This window comes from Aquabacterium olei (assembly GCF_003100395.1).
Taxonomy (GTDB): Bacteria; Pseudomonadota; Gammaproteobacteria; order Burkholderiales; family Burkholderiaceae_C; genus Aquabacterium; species Aquabacterium olei.
In genome coordinates, this window is record NZ_CP029211.1 from 62,544 (window position 1) to 79,753 (window position 17,210).

Here is a 17,210-nt window from a genome sequence, read left to right on the forward strand (position 1 = left end):
GTCAGGCGGCTGCAGGGTGCTCGTCGTCGGCGAAGTGACGCGCGACCTCGGCAAACTGGTCGACCAGTTCAACAAAGGCATCCACCACATCGGGATCGAAGTGTCGCCCCCGTTCGTCGCGGATCATGGCCACGGCCCGCGCCAGCGGCATGGGCTCCTTGTACGGGCGGCGCGAGATCAGGGCATCGAACACATCGGCCAGCGCCATCAGCCGGCCGGGCAGCGGAATCTCATCGCCCCGCAGGCCCTTGGGGTAGCCGCTGCCGTCCCACCGCTCGTGGTGGCTTTCGGCCATCTGCGCGGCGGTTTCCAGGAAGGCAAAGGGCTCCCCTGGCGCGTCGGGGCGGGCAAAGCGCACGCGGCCCACGGCCTCGCGCAACGCTTCGGCGCCCAGCGCCGCATGGGTCTTCATCACCGTCCATTCTTCCGGCGTGAGCTTGCCCGGCTTGAGCAGGATGTGGTCGGGGATGCCGACCTTGCCGATGTCGTGCAGCGGCGCACATTGGGCAATGCGATCGCGCAGCGCGGCATCCTCCAAGGCCTCGGCAAACCGCGGCTTCTGCTTGAGTCGTTCCAACAGCAGCGTGATGTAGGCCTGCGTGCGGCGCAGGTGGTTGCCGGTTTCGTTGTCTCGTTTCTCGGCCAGCGTGGCCAGCGCCATCAGGGTCACTTCTTTGACCCGCTCGTTCTCGGCCGTGCGACGGCGCACTTCGGCATCCAGAAAGGCGTTCTGGTCCGCCAGCCGATCGCGGGCGCGCTTGAGTTCAAGATGCGAGCGGACGCGCGCCAGCAGCAACGCGGGCTTGTAGGGCTTCGTCACGTAGTCCACGGCCCCGAGGCTCAGCCCCATCTCCTCTTCTTCGGCGGCGTCCAGCGCCGTCACAAAGATGACCGGGATGTCCTGCGTGCGGGGTGATTGCTTGAGTGCACGCAGCACCGAGTAGCCGTCCATGCCGGGCATCATGATGTCGAGCAGGATGAGCGCCGGCACCGGGTCCAGATCGGCCACTTCCAGCGCCCGCGCGCCGCTGTTGGCCACCCGGACGCTGTAGGCGGGGCGCAGCAGGTCGCCCAGGACACGAAGGTTTTCATGCGCGTCGTCGACGATGAGGATGCATGGACGAGGTTCGTCCGCCCCGGCTTCGGTGTTCGTCATCGACCCTCCGTGACCAGCATGGTCCGCGCCCTCCGGTGATGACAGCACAGAGAGCTCGACAGTTGTGTACGGAGGTTAACCGATAAGTAACAAATTGCGAACGCGGCGTTTCCCGGTGTCAGAAGGTGATGCGGACCGACGCGGCGCTTCTGTTTGCCTCACCGTGGTAGACCGCTTCGATGTTGTTGCCGTCCGGGTCCAGCACGAAGGCGGCGTAGTAGCCGGGGTGGTAGGGGCGCTCTCCGGGGGCGCCGTTGTCGCGGCCGCCATGCGCCAGTGCCGCCGCGTGGAACGCCTGCACCATGGCACGGTCACGAGCCTGGAACGCCAGGTGATGCCGTCCGGTGAGTGCGCCTTGCGCCGCGGCGCTCTCGGCCGTTGAAACAAACAGCTCGTCCGCCCAGAAGTAGTCGTCGGCCTCGCCTCCGAGCGGGATGCCCAGTGCCCCCAGGACCGCCTCGTAGAACACCTTGCTGGCCGGCAGATCCTGTACAACGAGTTGAATGTGATCAATCAGCCGGCCGCGATGCAGTTCCTGCGTTTCCATGGTGTGCTCCTGAGTGGGCATGAGTATGGGAGCGGCGGCCGAAAAGCGGAGGCGCTCATGGCAACCGACCCGTATGATCTCCAGCGATTCCTCGACGCGCAAGAGCACAGCTACGCTTCTGCTCTGGCAGAACTGCGCGCCGGCCGCAAGCGCTCGCACTGGATGTGGTACATCCTGCCGCAACTGCGGGGCCTGGGACACAGCGAGATGGCCTGGCGATATGGCATTTCCGGGCTGCCCGAGGCCGAGGCGTATTTGAATCACCCGCAGTTGGGCCCTCGGCTCATCGAGTGTGTCGAGGCCGCGCTCACGCACAAGGCCACCTCGCCCGTGGCGATCTTTGGGGACATCGACGCAAGGAAGTTTCACTCCTGCGTCACGCTCTTCGCCGCGGTCAGCCCGGCCGGCTCGTGCTTCCATGAAGCGTTGGGGCAGTGGTTTGCGGGCGAGCGCGATGGGAACGCTTTGGTGTTAAGGTGAACGGACAGACCATTCAGAAAGCACCCGCCATGGCCAAGCCCAATTACCAGTTCGAAAAGCGGCAGCGCGAACAGCAGAAGAAGCTGAAGAAGGCCGAGAAGGCCCAGCGCAAGGCGCATGCCGAACCGGCAGCGCCATCGCCCGACATGCCTGCCCCTCAGGGTGAGCCCCTGCCTGGTTGAGCCCCCGGACGCGAGGCCACACCTTCAAGAGGACCACAACATGCCCAAAGGCGAACAGCGCAGCAACAAGATGGCCAAGAAGCCCAAGAAGGACACCAGTCCTCCGAAGGAATCGACCGGCACGTCCACCCGGCCCATGGCGCCAACCACGTCCGTGCTGCCCAAGGGCAAGTTGAAGAACAAGTAAGGATCATCCCATTCGCCCCACTCCCTTGACCGCCGCGCTGGCCGGCGTCATTGCTGCACTCGCATGGCCCTTTCTGTGGGCCCGGTTCGGCGGCCCGACGGCCGCAGGCGGCGTCGAACTGATTGTGTCCACCCTGCTGGTCATCGCATTGCCGGCCCATGCTTTCGTGGTCGGCTTCGGTCGCCCCGCCGAGTCGTCGGGGCGCACGCTCGACACCGCGCTGCTCAAGCGCGTCGGCGTGTGGCTGCTCGCTGCGGCGGCCACCGTGGTCCTGCGTGGCGCTCTGGGGTTGTAACCTTCCCGCCATGCTCACCCCCGATCAGTTCACTGCCTTTCTGTTCGCTGCCGTGCTGGTCACGGCCACGCCCGGTCCGGACAACCTGATGGTGCTGGGGCTGGGCATGTCGAAAGGCCGCCGCCAGGGTATGGTGTTCGGTCTGGGCTGTGCAGTGGGCTGCCTGAGTCACACCGCCCTGGCCGTGCTGGGCGTCAGTGCGCTGATTGCCGCTTCCCCGGTGGCCTTCACGGCTTTGAAGACGGGCGGCGGGCTGTACTTGATGTGGCTGGGCTGGCAGGCCTTGCGCAGCCGGGGCCCGACCCCTGTACCGGGTGCCTCCGCGATGGATGACACCCCCTTGGGCCGTCTGTTCCTTAAGGGCATGCTGGCCAACGCGATCAACCCCAAGGTCGGGTTGTTCTTCCTGTCTTTCCTGCCGCAGTTCGTGGCGAAGGACCACGGTTCAGCGGCCGGCCAGATCGGGGCGCTGGGCCTCGTGTTCACCTTGCAGGCCGCCGTGCTGTTCGGCGCGCTGGGCTACTTTGCCGGGCGCGTGGGCCAGTGGCTGGCCAGACGCCCGCAAGTCGGCCCGTGGCTGGACCGTGTGGCAGGCGGCGTCTTCATGGCGCTCGGCCTGCGGCTGGTGGTGGCGCGCTGAGCGTTCAGACGCGCAGCAATTGCTGAAGCCCTTCGACGCCCACCGGCGGCTCGGCCGTCCACGGCACGACAAACACCTCACGCGCCAGACCGTCGGCGATGCGGGCCATCTGCTTGCGCTCGCCTGCGAGGCGCGCGGTCAGGAGCGGGTCGCGCGTGCCGGCAGCCAGAATCGAGCGGTTGACGACCCAGGCATAAGGCTCGATCTTCGCCCGCCGAAGGTCGGTCTGCAACGCGGCGGCCTGTGAAACGGGCGTCGTCTCGGGCAGCGTCACGAGGATGATGCGCGTGTACTGCGGATCCTGCAGCCGCATCAGCGGTGTGATGAGGTGTGCAGCCCCGCCGCTGCCCTCGAATTCGCGGGTCATCTGCCGGTGATAAGCCCCGGTGGCATCCATCAGCAGCAGCGAATGGCCTGTCGGTGCGGTGTCCAGCACAACGAATGCGCTGCGGGCCGACGCGACCGTGCGTGAAAAGGCATGGAACACCGCCACCTCTTCGGTGCACGGCGACTGCAGGTCCTCCAGCATCAACGCCCGCTCGTCGTCGCTCAGGCCGGCCCCGCGGCTCGCCATGATCTTGTCGATGTAGCGATGCGTTTCGGCCTTGGGATCGATCCGGCTGACGTCCAGCCCCGGCAACTGGCCATCGAGCGTGCTGGCGAGGTGGGCGGCCGGGTCGGTTGTGCTCAGGTGCACGGCATGGCCTCGCTGCACCAGGCCTACGGCCAGTGCGGCCGCCAGCGTCGTCTTGCCCACCCCACCCTTGCCCATGACCATGATGAGGCCCTTGCCGGCGGTGGCCAGATCGTCCACCAGGCGCTGCAGGGGCGCGGCGAGCAGCGAGGTGTCTGCTGGCACGGCCGTGGGTTGCAGAGCCTGCGCGGCGGCGTCGTCCAGCAGGGCGCGCAGGGCAGGCACCCCCACGGTGTCGAAGGCGCGCAGCGGCACCGAGGCCCGCGGCAGCGCTTGCAGGGCCGCCGGCATGTCGGCCAGCGCGGCGTGACCCCACGCTTCCATCGCTTGGGCGATGGGGTCGTCGGCGATGCTGGCCCGGAACACGCCATTGATCGCCAGCATCTGGCGCTGCAATCCCAGCGCGTTCAGTTCGACAGAAGTCCGGCCGGCCTCTTGCAGGGCGCCCTTCTCCGGGCGCGTGACCAACACCACCATGGTCTGCGCCGGGTCGGTCAGCGCGGCCAGTGCGGCATTGAAGCGGGCTTCCTGCATCTTCAGGCCCGAGTGCGGGCCCAGGCACGAGGCGCCCCGGTCGTTGTCCTTCAGGAAGCCGCTCCAGGCCTTGGGCAGGCTGAGCAGCCGCAAGGTGTGGCCCGTGGGCGCCGTGTCGAACACGACGTGGTCGAAGTCGGCGGCATCGCCGGCCAGCAGGCTCGAAAACTCGTCGAAGGCGGCGATCTCGGTGGTGCAGGCGCCGGAAAGCTGCTCGCGCACCGTGGTGCGGGCCTCGTCGGTGGTGTCGTCGCCCATCTGCGCGATCACGCGCCTGCGGTAGGCTTCGGCCGCCTCATCCGGGTCGATGTTCAGCACGGACAGGCCGGGCACGGCGGGCACCGGCGTCGGCGTGTTGCGCAAGGGCACGCCCAGCATCTCGTCGAGGTTGGAGGCCGCGTCGGTGCTGACCAGCAGGACGCGCAGGCCACGGTCAGCCAGCTGGATGGCGGTGGCGGTGGACAGCGAGGTCTTACCCACGCCGCCCTTGCCGGTGAAGAAGACGAATCGGGTGGGTTGGTCGAACAGTGTCACGTGCGGCTCCCTGCAGATTACAGCGCGCGCTGGTTGACGCGGCGCATCAGTTCCTCGGCGGATTCCTTGCGTTCACTGTAGCGGTCGACCAGGTACGGTGCCATGTCGCGCGTCAACAAGGTGAACTTGACCAGCTCTTCCATGACGTCGACCACGCGGTCGAGGTAGCTAGAGGGCTTCATGCGGTTGTGCTCGTCGAACTCCATGAACGCCTTGGCCACCGACGACTGGTTGGGGATGGTGAGCATCCGCATCCAGCGACCGAGCACCCGCATCTGGTTGACGGCATTGAAGGACTGCGACCCGCCGCACACCTGCATCACGGCGAGTGTCTTGCCTTGTGTGGGCCGCACCGCGCCTGTGTTCAGCGGGATCCAGTCGATCTGCGCCTTCATGATGCCCGTCATGGCCCCGTGGCGCTCGGGCGAGCACCACACCATGCCTTCGCACCAGAGGGTCAGCTCACGGAGTTCCTGCACCTTGGGATGGGTGTCCGGAGCGTCGTCCGGCAACGGCAGTCCGCTCGGATTGAAGATGCGGACTTCGGCGCCCATGGCGCGCAGCAGTCGCGCCGCTTCCTCGGTCAGCAGGCGGCTGAAGGCTCGCTCACGCAGTGAGCCATACAACATCAGGATGCGCGGCGGATGGGCCGACGGCGTGCTGGCCCGCAACATGGCCGGATCCGGCACGCGGAAGTGCTCTGCTGCGATCTGCGGCAGGTCGCTGAGATCAGGCGTGGCGTCAGACACGGCGTTGACCTTGCGCGTCGATCACCACTTCCCCGTCCTCCTTGCTGAACGGGCCCTGTTGCGGTTGGTGAAGGATGTCGAGCACCTTCTCGGAGGGCCGGCACAGCGCAGTGCCCTTCGGCGTGACGACGATCGGGCGGTTGATGAGAATGGGGTGCGCCACCATGAAATCGATCAGCTCGTCGTCGGACCACTTCGGGTCGGCCAGGCCGAGGGCATCGTAGACCTCGCCCTTGTTGCGCAGGACGTCGCGCACGGCCACGCCGCAGTCGGCGATGAGCTGGACGAGTTCAGCCCGTGTCGGCGGGGTGTCGAGGTAGTGAATGACCCGGGGCTCGATGCCCGCGTTGCGGATCAGCGCCAGGGTGTTGCGGGACGTGCCGCACTGCGGGTTGTGGTAAATCGTGGTGTCGCTCATGGCTCGATTGTCTTTCTTTGCTGCCTGAATCACTGGTCCAATGGCTCTCATGTTCACGCGCCGCGCGCTCCTGCAACTGGGCCTGGCTTTGCCGGGGGCTGCTGCTGCGTCGCGCACGGGTCTTTCTGCGTCCTGGCCGCAGTGGGAGGCCTACGCCGCAGCGTTCATCCAGCGCGACGGCCGGGTGATCGATGACCAGCACGCCACACGATACACAACATCGGAAGGACAGGCCTACAGCCTGTTTTTTGCGCTGGTGGCGGGGGATCGGACCCGGTTCGAGACCTTGCTCGACTGGACGCGGGACCACCTGGCGGGGGGCGACCTGGGCGCCCGCCTGCCGGGCTGGCGGTGGGGCCGCCACGACGATGGGCAATGGGGGCTGGTGGATGCGAACGCGGCAAGCGATGCAGACCTCTGGTTGGCCTACGCGCTGCTGGAAGCCGGCCGGCTGTGGCGCGAGCCAGGGTGGCGCCGCCTGGGGCGCCGTGTGCTCGCGCTGAGCGTCGAGGCAGAGGTCGTCCGGGCGGGCGGCCTGACGGTCCTCCTGCCCGGGCCGCTGGGCTTCCGGCTGGATGAGGACACCGTGCGGCTCAACCCCAGCTACCTCGTGCTTCCGCAACTGCGGCGCTTTGCGGCCGAGCAGCCTGATGGACCGTGGCGCGATCTGGCATTCGATACGGTGCGCTGCGTGCAGGGCGCGGCACCACGGGGTCTGGCCCCGGATTGGGTGCGCTTGCGCGCCGGGCGCTGGCTGCCGGACAGCACCGCCCCCGATGTCGGCAGCTATGACGCCATTCGCTGCTACCTTTGGGCGGGGCTGACGCATGCAGGCGACCCACTGCGGGCGCCGTTGCTGGCCTCGCTGCGAGGGATGGCGGGCGTGATCCGGGCACGAGGTGGCGTGCCGCCTCAGCACGTGAACGTACGCGATGGCACAGGCAGCGGGACCGCGCCCTCCGGCTTTGCGGCAGCGCTGCTGCCCTGCTTTCATGCGCTGGGCGACGCAGCTCAGGCGCAGGCGATGGCGGCCATTGTGAACGCCGCGCGGACGGCCAGACAGGGGCCGGCGGGTGCGCTGCCTGATGCGGTGGCACCATCTGCCCGATTGCTGGCGCAGCCGGAGCAGCCGCCCACCTACTACGACCAGGTGCTGGCCTTGTTCGGTACGGGCTTCATGGCACGCCGCTATGGCTTCCGAGCCGATGGCAGCTTGTGGACCGTTTGGCGGTCGTGAGCATCAGGGCACCCACGACATGCCAAAGGTGAGGTAAGTCCCCGTGCGGCCGTCCCGGTCTCGCTGCTGGCCTGCGCTGAACGTGGTCTGGACCCCGTGATCCCAGTTGCGCCCGATCACCACACCAGCAGCGGCATCGGCATAGCGCCGTCCTGCCTGGTAGGCCGCTTCTGCCCCGGCCACCCAGGCGCCACCGACCGGTCGGTGGCCTCTCAGTCGGACATGGTGGTCGCGGGGCCCCAGGCTGTACGCCGCTCTGGCTTCGAGCGTCCAGCCATCCGCAAGCTGTTGAATCAGCGCCGCCTGCGGCGACACCGAAGCCCGGGTGCCTTCCACGCTGTCGTCGAGCCCTTGGGGGTCGAGCCGGCTGTGCCGCGCGCCCACGGCCAGCGCCAGTTCGATCTGGCTTGATCCGGTCGACCATGCATGGCCGCGCGCGAACTCGATGCCGGGTGCATGCGCGTGCACTCGAACGCGCTGCCCGTTCTGCTCGGTGTCATAGCGATAGCGCAGCATGCTGACCACAGCCCGCGAGAAGGGCCCGCTGCCGAGCAGCTGCCCGGCATCGAAGCGCACCGCGCCAGCGTAGGTGTAAGCGCTGCTGCCCGAGAACTGTGCGCCCCCGAAGGCCAGCCACGGTGCCTCTGCTGTCGCGGCAGACTGGGCCCGGGCTTCAGGGCTGCCCGCAGCAATGGCGGGGGCGATCAGTGCAAGCACCAGCTTGTTCATGAGCGGGCTCCATCGTCCCGACGCTGCGCCGGCTGGGGCGGCAGGTGCCGCCGGCGGTAGATGTCCAGCGCCTTGCGGGTGAACCAGACGAGCAGGGCCAGCAGGACGATGAGGAGGAAAAGCGAGGTCCACGGGTACTGCGAGATCCAGAGGCCCAGCCCCCCGCGCAGCGAGTACGCCGTGAACGGCGCATCTTCCGCGGAATGCGTCTGCACCGTCTCTTCACCGGGGCGCCACGTGGCGCGGTCGCCTTTCAGCTGGCTCCATGGCCCGTGTGCGACCAGGGTGCCAATGGCAGCTTCGAGCGTGGCGGGCGTGGGCGCCGTGAACACCGTCATGGGGGCGTCGCGCACCAGGGCCGTGGCCGCAAGCGCACGGTTGCTGGGGCCGGGCCGCAACGTCACACCGGCCGACAGCACCGAAGGGGCGGCGTCGAAGTCCTCGATGTGGCGCCTGAGCGCCTGGAGGGTGTCGCCGCCTTCGAGCACGGCCACCGACGACGACTGGATCAAGGGGACCGCATCGACCAGTTCGCCCTCCGAGCCGATGCCGGCCGCATTGCGGACAGCGGCGGGGAGCTGTCCCAGCGCCCCGACCCAGATGCCGTGCCGGACGCCCTCGACGGGCCCGATGGCCATCTGCGTGCGCAGCAGCGGCCCCTTGAACACCTGCGTGAGCTTGGCCATCAGCGTCATGGCGGCCCCCACCGTGGCGTCGTCTCCGGCAGCGAGTTGGACCGCCATGCCGACGCCAACCGGTGCGCCGGGCGTGGGGCGCCCGCTTTGTGCAAGCAGCGCCAGATCTGGCCGACGCATGGGGCTGCCGCCAAAGGTCTGGATGGTGCTGTCGTCGTAAACCGTGACCGCCAGATTGCCGGGAAAGAACGGCTGGCACTCTCCCCCGCGGGTTTGCGGGACGAGAGCCGGCTCGAAACTCAGCGTGTTCCAGCCCGGGCGCAAGGCCCCTGCGGGCAGGCTGACCGCGTAGTTGTCATAGCTGCCGCCTGCGGGTTCGCTCAAGGGGATGGAGCCATGCACCACCCCATTGGCCACGATGTTCAAGGCCGATTGGGGCGCCATGCCCGCGGTGTAGCTGGCATGGACGCGCGTCTGGATGCGACCCTGCCAGGCGTCGTGCCACAAGCGAAGCGTGGTGCCACCGCTCTGCAGGCCCTTCAACGTGGCGGTGCGGTAGCCCAGCGCGCTCAAGGGATAAGCCTGGGTCGAGGGCTTCAGCGAGGCCGCCACCCCGGTGACGGAGCCGAGGGGCGGCATCCGGATCGAGGCCACCGCAGCCCAGGGCGTGTCGGGCCAGGGCATGGCCGGCATGGCAAACGCGGCGGCCGCCAGCCGCAGGTCCTGTTCCGTTTCTGCTGCAAAGACCACCATGAAGCGGGTGTCATCGCCGGGCACGTGCTGCAGCGACACGATGGGGCCCCGGTTGCGGGGCACGTTCGGGGGCAGGACGCTGGCCAGATCGGCAAAGCGCCCGGCCACGATGATGCCCGGTGCGTCGGCGGGCAGACTGGTGGCCAGTGAGGCAAGGCCCGGCGGCAGGCGTCCGGTGCGCAGCTGAACCGGGACGTAGTCGAGGCGCTGGCCCACGCCTTGCGCCACGAGGTTGAGCGCCGTGAGCATCTCGGCGCTTGCAGGGCGAGGGGTCAGCACAGGCAGTACGACGCGAGGCGCCCAGGTCAGGCGGGAGAACAGGTCTTCCAGTCTGTCCAGCCGGGTGGGGGGCGCGGTGAGGGTGTGCTTCACCGAGAAGCTGGAACCGGTCAGGTCCACGTCCGTCCAGAGTTCCGGTGCCAGCGGATACTCGCAGCGGTCCGTGTGGTGCTGAACGGCCTGAAGGCGCACATCGTTGTACCCGTGACGAAGCACATCGGGAGGCACGTCCAGATCGGCCTCAACCCGCGGGGATCGGCCATCCAGTGGCACTTGCCCGACGACGTGGCCGTTGACCGACACGGCGAGAGAGCCCGTCGTGAGCGCGGACGAGGCCGTGGCGCGCAGCCGCAGGCGCAGCTGCTGAACGGTCCAGTTCGGCGGCAGCGGCAGAGACACGCCGGCCTCGCCCTCCACCCCCCGCAATCGCAGCGGCGCAGTCGATCCCATGATGGCTGACAAGGACATCTGCCGCTCGGTGGGCAAGGGCTCTGCCCGTGCTGTCGTGAGCGCCATCACGCAACTGAGGAGCCCCGCGCCCCACAGCGCACTGCTTCTTGGCCACCACATGCATCATGCCTTTCCGCGATCCTGACGCGTGCCGTCAGCAAGCGAAGTGCCCGCCTGCGACGGCCGCCTTCGCACGCCGCGCTGCAGGGATTGCCACCAACGGTGGCCGACGCGCATGAGGTCGGCCTCGACATGCACCAGGTGGTCGATGCCATGGTGCCCGGCGTGCCGGAGCAGCCGCCACACCGATCGAAGAATCGATTGCCCCCCGTGGCGATGCCGGTTGTTGTCCACCAGAACCGAGCTGGAGCCAAAGGCGATGGAGACGGCCAGCCGTTCATCCTGCAGCGAGCGGAACCGGTATCGCACGCCCAGTGCCACCAGTCCGTCGGGGCGCACCCGCGCCGCCTGCACCGTGCCTTCCAACTCCACGCCTCGCCCGAGGAACTCGGCCCACACCGGCAGGCCGATCAACGACTCCACAGGCCGGTTGCCTGTCCATTGCTCAAGCACCAGGCCCGCGCCGGATGCCGAAGCGTCGACAGTCCGGCCCTGCCATGACTGGCCGTCCAGCAGCACGCCGGCCGACTCCCTGTGCGGCGCGCGCGGCTCGGCGCGCAACTGGCGGCGTTCGAGCGTGATGCCCAGTGCGCCCAGCAGGAGCACCAGGTCGACCACCGCCCAGAACTGCACGAAGGCGATGCCGCTACGCTGCCAGGTGGCGTCTGCATAGCGCTCGGCGCCCACGATGATGGCCATCACCGTGAGGGCCAGCAGGATGTAGAACGGCCAAGCCAGCGCCGAGACGAACTGCTGGTCCAGCACCTCGCCTTTCGGGGTCACCTTGAACGTCGGGGCCTGCGGCTGACGCAGCACCTTCCACAGCCCGGACACCACGTAGACCGACTGCACCACCTCGTACAGCTGCGACACGAAGGGCCACCGCACGCGGCCATAGAAAAACTGGGTCGACCACAGCGAGGCCAGCAGCGCCGGCCCGGCATAGGCCAGCAACTGGTCAGCGGTCGTGTCGCACAGCGTGATGCCGAACAAGAGGTAGACCGGGGGGGCCAGCAGCATGATCAACCGGGATGCCGCAAAGCCCCAGTACACGGCAAAGTTCGTGTAGAGCATGCGCTGCATGAAGCTCAGCCGCGGCTGCAACCAGGGGTTCTTCAGCAGGAAGATCTGCATCATCCCCTGCCCCCAACGGACGCGCTGCACGATGAAGCCCGAGAAGGTCTCGGGCTGCAGGCCGGACACCATGGGGCGGTTGTAGTAGGCCGAACGGTAACCGAGCGAAAGGGCATCGAGCGTGGTTTCCGCGTCTTCGGTGATGGTGCGGCCCGAGATGCCGCCCAGCTCATCGATCACCGCGCGACGCAGGATGGCCGCGGAGCCACAGAAGAACGACGTGCCCCAGAAGTCGAGACCCGGCTGCATCACGTCGTAGAACAGCTCGTTCTCTGACGGCGACGCCTGGTGGGTTTCGAGGTTGCGTTCGATGGGATCCGGGCTGACGAAGTTGTGCGGCGTCTGCAGCACGAAGAGCTTGGGGTCTGCCAGAAAGAAGCCGACGCACCGGGTCAGGAAGTCCTCCGCGGGGATGTGGTCGCAGTCCAGCACCAGGATCAGGTCACCCCGCGTATGCGCCAGGGCGCTGTTGATGTTGCCGGCTTTGGCGTTCAGATTGCGGTCCCGCGTCAGGTAGCCCGCCCCGGCCCGCTGGGCCAGCGCCTGCAGCGTGGTGGCCCGTTCGGCGGCGGCTGCCGCACGAGCGGGGTCGGCGTCATTCAGCTTCTGCGCCGTCCCGCCGTCGTCGAGCAGCCAGACGTGCAGCTTCTCGGCGGGATAGCGCAACTGCGTGGCCGCAATGAGCGTCGGGCGCACGATCAGCGGGTCTTCGTTGTAGGTCGGGATGTAGACGTCGACGTGGGGCCACGTGGCGGTGTCCGAAGGGAGCGGGACGGAACGCCGGTAGAACGGCTCGCTGTTGATGACGAAGCCGAAAAGCGTGTTGATGAAGCTCCACCCCTCCGCCAGAAAGAGCAGGAGCCCGCACACCATGGACAGCAGCCCGTACTGCAGGGGCAGGGATTCGAACGCGCGCCACTGCATGTAGCGAAGAAACAGGAACGTGCTGACCGCGATGACCGTCAGACGCAGCAAGGATTTCATCCGCAGCGTCCGGGCCCGTCCCGAAAGGCTCACCGCCAGCATGAGCACACCGAGCAAGGGCGCGGCCAGGAGAAGCTGCGCGCCATGTGCCAGGGGGAGAGTGGCCACGGCGGTAAAAATTGCACCCAGCGTCACCCAGGCGCCCAGGGTCGCCAGGTCTCGGTGCGGGGAAGGGGCAGCGGCCATCGGCAGGCTCGAGCAGCCGCTGTGCCCGGCTGCGCGTCGCTATGGCGGCGATAGGAAATGTTGCGTTGTTCCTGGGGTCGTCGGCTTCTAGACTTTCGAACACGTTGCGGAAAGAAACAGGAGTCCAGAGATGTCTACCGAAGCAAAATGCCCGTTCGCGGCCGGCTCGTACGCCGCCCCCATCGCCCAGGCCCGCCGGAACCACGACTGGTGGCCCGAGCAACTCAACCTGTCGGTGTTGCATCAGCGCTCCCCGCTGTCCGACCCCATGGGCGCCAACTTCAACTACGCTGAAGCCTTCATGCAGCTCGACCTCGACGCCGTGGTCAAAGACCTGCATGCCTTGATGACCGACTCGCAGGACTGGTGGCCCGCCGACTGGGGCCACTATGGCGGCCTGTTCATCCGCATGGCCTGGCACTCTGCCGGCACGTACCGCATCCACGATGGCCGGGGCGGTGCCGGCAACGGTTCGCAACGCTTCGCGCCCCTCAACAGCTGGCCAGACAACGGCAACCTCGACAAGGCGCGCCGACTGCTGTGGCCGATCAAGCAGAAGTACGGCCGCAACCTCTCGTGGGCCGACCTGATGATCCTGGCGGGCAACGTGGCGCTCGAATCCATGGGCTTCAAGACCTTCGGGTTTGCCGGCGGCCGCCAGGACATCTGGGAACCCGAACTCGACATCAACTGGGGCTCCGAAAGCGAGTGGCTCGCCACCAGCGACAAGCCGAACAGCCGCTACAGCGGTGACCGCCAGCTGGCCAACCCGCTGGCCGCCGTGCAGATGGGCCTGATCTACGTGAACCCCGAAGGCCCGGACGGCAACCCCGACCCGGTGGCATCGGGCCGCGATGTGCGCGAAACCTTTGCCCGCATGGCCATGAACGACGAGGAAACCGTGGCCCTGGTGGCCGGCGGTCATACCTTCGGCAAGGCGCACGGTGCGGGCGACCCGAAGCTGGTCGGCCCCGAGCCGGAAGGCGCGCCCGTCGAGGCGCAGGGCCTGGGCTGGATCAACCAGTTCGGCACCGGCAAGGGCGTGCACACCACCACCAGCGGCATCGAAGGGGCCTGGAAGCCCAACCCCACCCAGTGGGACAACGGCTACTTCGACATGCTTTTCGGCTACGAGTGGGAACTCACGAAGAGCCCGGCTGGCGCCCACCAGTGGACGCCGAAGAATTGCAAGCCGGAGCACCTGATTCCGGATGCCCACGACCCGAGCAAGAAGCACCCGCCGATGATGACGACGGCCGACCTGTCGCTGCGGTTCGACCCGGCTTACGAGAAGATCTCGCGCCGCTTCCATCAGAACCCGGCCGAGTTTGCCGACGCGTTCGCCCGGGCCTGGTTCAAGCTCACGCACCGCGACATGGGCCCGCGTTCACGCTACCTGGGCAAGCTCGTGCCGCAGGAAGTGCTGATCTGGCAAGACCCGGTGCCCGCGGCAGACCACCCGCTGATCGACGCGAACGACGTGGCGGCACTCAAGGCCCGCGTGATGGCGTCCGGCCTGTCGGTGCCTCAGCTGGTTCGCACGGCATGGGCTTCGGCGTCCACCTTCCGCGGCAGCGACAAGCGCGGTGGCGCAAACGGGGCCCGCATCCGCCTTGCGCCGCAGAAGGACTGGGCCGTGAACCAGCCCGAGGAACTGGCACAGGTGCTCGATGTGCTGACGGCGATCCAGACGGACTTCAATGCGATGCAGCCCGCCGGCAAGAAGGTGTCGCTGGCTGACCTGATCGTGCTGGCGGGTGGGGCCGCCATCGAGGCGGCAGCCAAGGCGGCGGGCCACGATGTGACGGTGCCGTTCGCTGCGGGGCGCACCGATGCGACGCAAGAGCAGACCGATGTCGAGTCGTTCGCCGTGCTGGAGCCGGTGGCCGATGGCTTCCGCAACCATGCCCGCACGGGCTCGCAGGCGCACGCGGCCGAGTTGCTGATCGACAAGGCGCAGCTGTTGACGCTGACCGCGCCGGAAATGACCGTGCTCATCGGCGGCCTGCGCGCGCTGAACGCCAACACGGGCCAGAGCACCCATGGCGTGTTCACGCACCGCCCGGGTGTGCTGACCAACGATTTCTTCGTCAACCTGCTCGACATGCGCACCGCCTGGAAGCGGTCGGCCACGGCGCCGGGCGTGTTGGAGGGCCGCGACCGGCAGTCCGGTGAGGTGAAGTGGACCGCCACCGTGGTGGACCTCATCTTCGGTTCGAACTCGCAGCTCCGCGCGCTGGCCGAGGTCTATGCGTCTCAGGATGCGCAGAAGACCTTTGTGCAGGATTTCGTGGCGGCGTGGACCAAGGTGATGAACCTGGACCGCTTCGACCTCGCCTGATCCACCCTGACCCGATGAGGGCCGGATCGGATGACGTGCCCGGACACCCTGCGTGCCGGGCACGTCTGTTTTGTGTTGTGCAGGGCAGGCAGAACCTGCCTAACATAGCGGCTCTCTTGCCGCTTGATGTGCCTGATCGCCCATGTCCCGACTTCTCTCCGAACTGCGCCGTCTGTATGGCCTCGACGCAGGGCCAGCCTCTGCCACCACCCCCGCGCTCATCGACGCCGAAGGGCGTACCCGCACGCTGGTGATCGAGCTGGCACGGCCCGCGGACTGGAGTGCGCTCGCCCGGCTCTGGGAGGGCCTGCAGGCCGATCTGGATTGGCCCGCCCCGTCGATCGCGATCAATGGCCGGGACGGCTTTCAGCTGTGGGTGTCACTCGCAGAGCCGGTGACGGCCGCGCAGGCCGGGGCCTTGCTTGCTGCGCTGGTGGCGCGCTACCTGGCCGACGTGCCCGCGCAGCGGGTGGCCCAGTGGCCCGGTCGTGCAGAAAGCGGCGTGGCCTGGCGCCATGTGGATCTGGTGCCTCGCGAGCATCCCGGCGGGCAGTGGTCGGCCTTTGTCTCTCCGGGGCTGGCCCCCGTGTTTGCCGACACACCGTGGCTCGACATCCCGCCCGGCGAGGACGGCCAGGCCGATCTGTTGAGTGGCCTGAAGTCGGTCGGCGGGGAGCAACTCCGTGAGGCGGTGGCGTCCCTCGGGGGCGAACGTCGTGAGGACGCGGCCGCTCAGGCGGTTCAACCCGCTGGGTCTCCGGATCGCGCCCCTGCTGCATCGGGCCCGCAGAGCGAACCGCATCGCTTTCTGCTGCAGGTGATGAACGACGAGCGGGTCGACATGGCGCTGCGCATCGAGGCGGCGAAGGCCTTGCTGCCCTACGCGGCGAACGGCGTGTGACGCGACCGGTCAGACCGGCCAGCCACGGAACGCCTCGCAGGCTGGCTCGACCTTGCCGCACAACTCCGGCCGGTAGCCCTCCAGCGCCTGAAACGCCGCCTGGCAGGCCGGCGATCGCAGCATGCCCAGCAGCCGCTGTGCGCCCTTGGTTTCCAGCGTACTGGCCGACATGAGCAGGCCGTAGCGCTCGGTCTGCACCGGGATGAACTCCAGGCCAAACCGGCGCGCCGAGGTTTCGACCCCAAAGCCCGCATCGGCCATGTGACTGGCCACGTGGGCGGCCACGGCCGAATGCGTGTGCTCGCCCGGCGTGCCATCGGCCAGCGGGGCCGGGTCCAGCCCTTCGGTGCGCAGCAGCGTCTCCAGCAGGAGGCGCGTGCCTGAACCCGGCGCACGGGCCACAAAGCGGACTTCGGGCCGCAACAGGTCGGCCAGCCTGTCGATGTGCAGCGGGTTGCCGGGCTTCACCATCAGGCCTTGCCGGCGGGTCACCATGTGAACGTAGACCGAACCGGGCGCGAGCCATCGGCCGTATTCACGCAGCACCTCGCCTTGCACCGGGCCGGTGGGCAGGTGCAGGCTGGCCACATCGGCCGATCCCCCGTTCAGCGCGGCCAGCGCCTGGCTGCTGTCGGTGTAACGCCAGTCCATCGGCTCACCGGCGTCGCGCAGCAGGCGCTGCAGCGTCTCGATGGCAAAGCCGTGGCTGGCACACACGCGCAGTGGGCGCTCGGCATCGCGCAGCGCGCGGTGCAGCTCGGCCTGAAGCTCGAACGCCAGGCTGTCGAGCTGTGGCCGCAAACGGGCCTCGAAGCGCCGCTGCGCCCACACCAGGGCCTGACCGAGCGGTGTCAGCTGAGACCCCTTGCCGCGGGCCATCACCACCAGCGGCGCGCCCATGGCGGCCTCGGCCTCGCGCACCAGCTCCCACGTGTGGCGGTACGACGCGCCGTGTGCCTTGCAGGCGGCCGAGAGGCTGCCGTGTGCCTGGATGGCCAGCAGCCAGGTCATCACGCGGGGCGGTAGCGGTGTGCCGCCCGGGCCT

17 protein-coding genes are annotated in these 17,210 nt (G+C 68.1%); 8 read left to right on the plus strand and 9 right to left on the minus strand.

Features of this window, described 5'->3' with window-relative positions:
- Position 1: 1 nt before the first annotated feature.
- Positions 2-1,156, minus strand: a complete 1,155-nt coding sequence (locus DEH84_RS17680; protein WP_109038537.1) for a response regulator — start codon at positions 1,154-1,156, stop codon at positions 2-4.
- 118 nt (positions 1,157-1,274) lie between these two features.
- Positions 1,275-1,703 (minus strand): VOC family protein, encoded by a 429-nt coding sequence (locus tag DEH84_RS17685; protein ID WP_109038538.1) that lies wholly within the window; start codon positions 1,701-1,703, stop codon positions 1,275-1,277.
- A gap of 57 nt (positions 1,704-1,760) precedes the next feature.
- Here DEH84_RS17685 and DEH84_RS17690 point away from each other — a divergent pair, with 57 nt between their 5' ends.
- Genes DEH84_RS17690 through DEH84_RS17700 form a run of 5 tightly spaced genes read left to right on the plus strand, consistent with a single transcriptional unit; the run spans position 1,761 to position 3,487 of the window.
- Positions 1,761-2,183, plus strand: coding sequence for a DUF1810 domain-containing protein (locus DEH84_RS17690; RefSeq protein WP_109038778.1), 423 nt, complete (start codon positions 1,761-1,763; stop codon positions 2,181-2,183).
- A 29-nt stretch (positions 2,184-2,212) separates the two neighbouring features.
- Entirely contained in the window at positions 2,213-2,365 is a 153-nt protein-coding gene (locus DEH84_RS19240; RefSeq protein WP_170119687.1) for a hypothetical protein, read from the plus strand.
- Between the two features lie 40 nt (positions 2,366-2,405).
- Positions 2,406-2,552, plus strand: a complete 147-nt coding sequence (locus DEH84_RS19245; protein WP_170119688.1) for a hypothetical protein — start codon at positions 2,406-2,408, stop codon at positions 2,550-2,552.
- A gap of 25 nt (positions 2,553-2,577) precedes the next feature.
- Positions 2,578-2,847 (plus strand): hypothetical protein, encoded by a 270-nt coding sequence (locus DEH84_RS17695; RefSeq protein ID WP_245932821.1) that lies wholly within the window; start codon positions 2,578-2,580, stop codon positions 2,845-2,847.
- Between the two features lie 10 nt (positions 2,848-2,857).
- Positions 2,858-3,487 (plus strand): LysE family translocator, encoded by a 630-nt coding sequence (locus DEH84_RS17700; RefSeq protein ID WP_109038540.1) that lies wholly within the window; start codon positions 2,858-2,860, stop codon positions 3,485-3,487.
- Positions 3,488-3,491: 4 nt separating this feature from the next.
- Here the strand turns inward: DEH84_RS17700 and arsA are convergent, their stop codons facing one another.
- The 3 genes from arsA to arsC form a co-directional block, all read right to left on the minus strand.
- Positions 3,492-5,249, minus strand: coding sequence for an arsenical pump-driving ATPase (gene arsA, locus DEH84_RS17705; protein ID WP_159099053.1), 1,758 nt, complete (start codon positions 5,247-5,249; stop codon positions 3,492-3,494).
- 17 nt (positions 5,250-5,266) lie between these two features.
- Complete coding sequence (arsH, locus tag DEH84_RS17710; protein WP_245932830.1) at positions 5,267-5,923, minus strand: arsenical resistance protein ArsH; 657 nt, start codon at positions 5,921-5,923, stop codon at positions 5,267-5,269.
- A gap of 67 nt (positions 5,924-5,990) precedes the next feature.
- The gene (gene arsC, locus DEH84_RS17715) at positions 5,991-6,416 is read right to left on the minus strand and encodes an arsenate reductase (glutaredoxin) (RefSeq protein ID WP_109038543.1); all 426 of its coding nucleotides are present in this window, start codon (positions 6,414-6,416) and stop codon (positions 5,991-5,993) included.
- Between the two features lie 49 nt (positions 6,417-6,465).
- Between arsC and bcsZ the strand changes: the two genes are divergently transcribed.
- A complete protein-coding gene (gene bcsZ / locus DEH84_RS17720; protein WP_245932822.1) occupies positions 6,466-7,653 on the plus strand; it encodes a cellulose synthase complex periplasmic endoglucanase BcsZ in 1,188 nt (395 codons plus the stop codon).
- 3 nt (positions 7,654-7,656) lie between these two features.
- On the opposite strand, the gene bcsS is transcribed toward bcsZ, so the two are convergent.
- The 3 genes from bcsS to bcsA form a co-directional block, all read right to left on the minus strand.
- Positions 7,657-8,382 (minus strand): cellulose biosynthesis protein BcsS, encoded by a 726-nt coding sequence (gene bcsS, locus DEH84_RS17725; RefSeq protein ID WP_109038545.1) that lies wholly within the window; start codon positions 8,380-8,382, stop codon positions 7,657-7,659.
- Positions 8,379-10,517, minus strand: coding sequence for a cellulose biosynthesis cyclic di-GMP-binding regulatory protein BcsB (locus DEH84_RS17730; RefSeq protein ID WP_159099054.1), 2,139 nt, complete (start codon positions 10,515-10,517; stop codon positions 8,379-8,381). The genes bcsS and DEH84_RS17730 overlap by 4 nt, the downstream gene beginning before the upstream one ends.
- Positions 10,518-10,622: 105 nt before the next feature.
- On the minus strand, positions 10,623-12,923 hold the full coding sequence (gene bcsA / locus DEH84_RS17735; RefSeq protein ID WP_109038547.1) for a UDP-forming cellulose synthase catalytic subunit: 2,301 nt from the start codon (positions 12,921-12,923) through the stop codon (positions 10,623-10,625).
- Positions 12,924-13,053: 130 nt separating this feature from the next.
- Between bcsA and katG the strand changes: the two genes are divergently transcribed.
- A complete protein-coding gene (katG, locus tag DEH84_RS17740; RefSeq protein ID WP_109038548.1) occupies positions 13,054-15,264 on the plus strand; it encodes a catalase/peroxidase HPI in 2,211 nt (736 codons plus the stop codon).
- Positions 15,265-15,406: 142 nt separating this feature from the next.
- Entirely contained in the window at positions 15,407-16,165 is a 759-nt protein-coding gene (locus tag DEH84_RS17745) for a hypothetical protein (RefSeq protein ID WP_109038549.1), read from the plus strand.
- Positions 16,166-16,174: 9 nt separating this feature from the next.
- Here the strand turns inward: DEH84_RS17745 and DEH84_RS17750 are convergent, their stop codons facing one another.
- The gene (locus DEH84_RS17750; protein WP_245932823.1) at positions 16,175-17,176 is read right to left on the minus strand and encodes a substrate-binding domain-containing protein; all 1,002 of its coding nucleotides are present in this window, start codon (positions 17,174-17,176) and stop codon (positions 16,175-16,177) included.
- Positions 17,177-17,210: the final 34 nt, after the last annotated feature.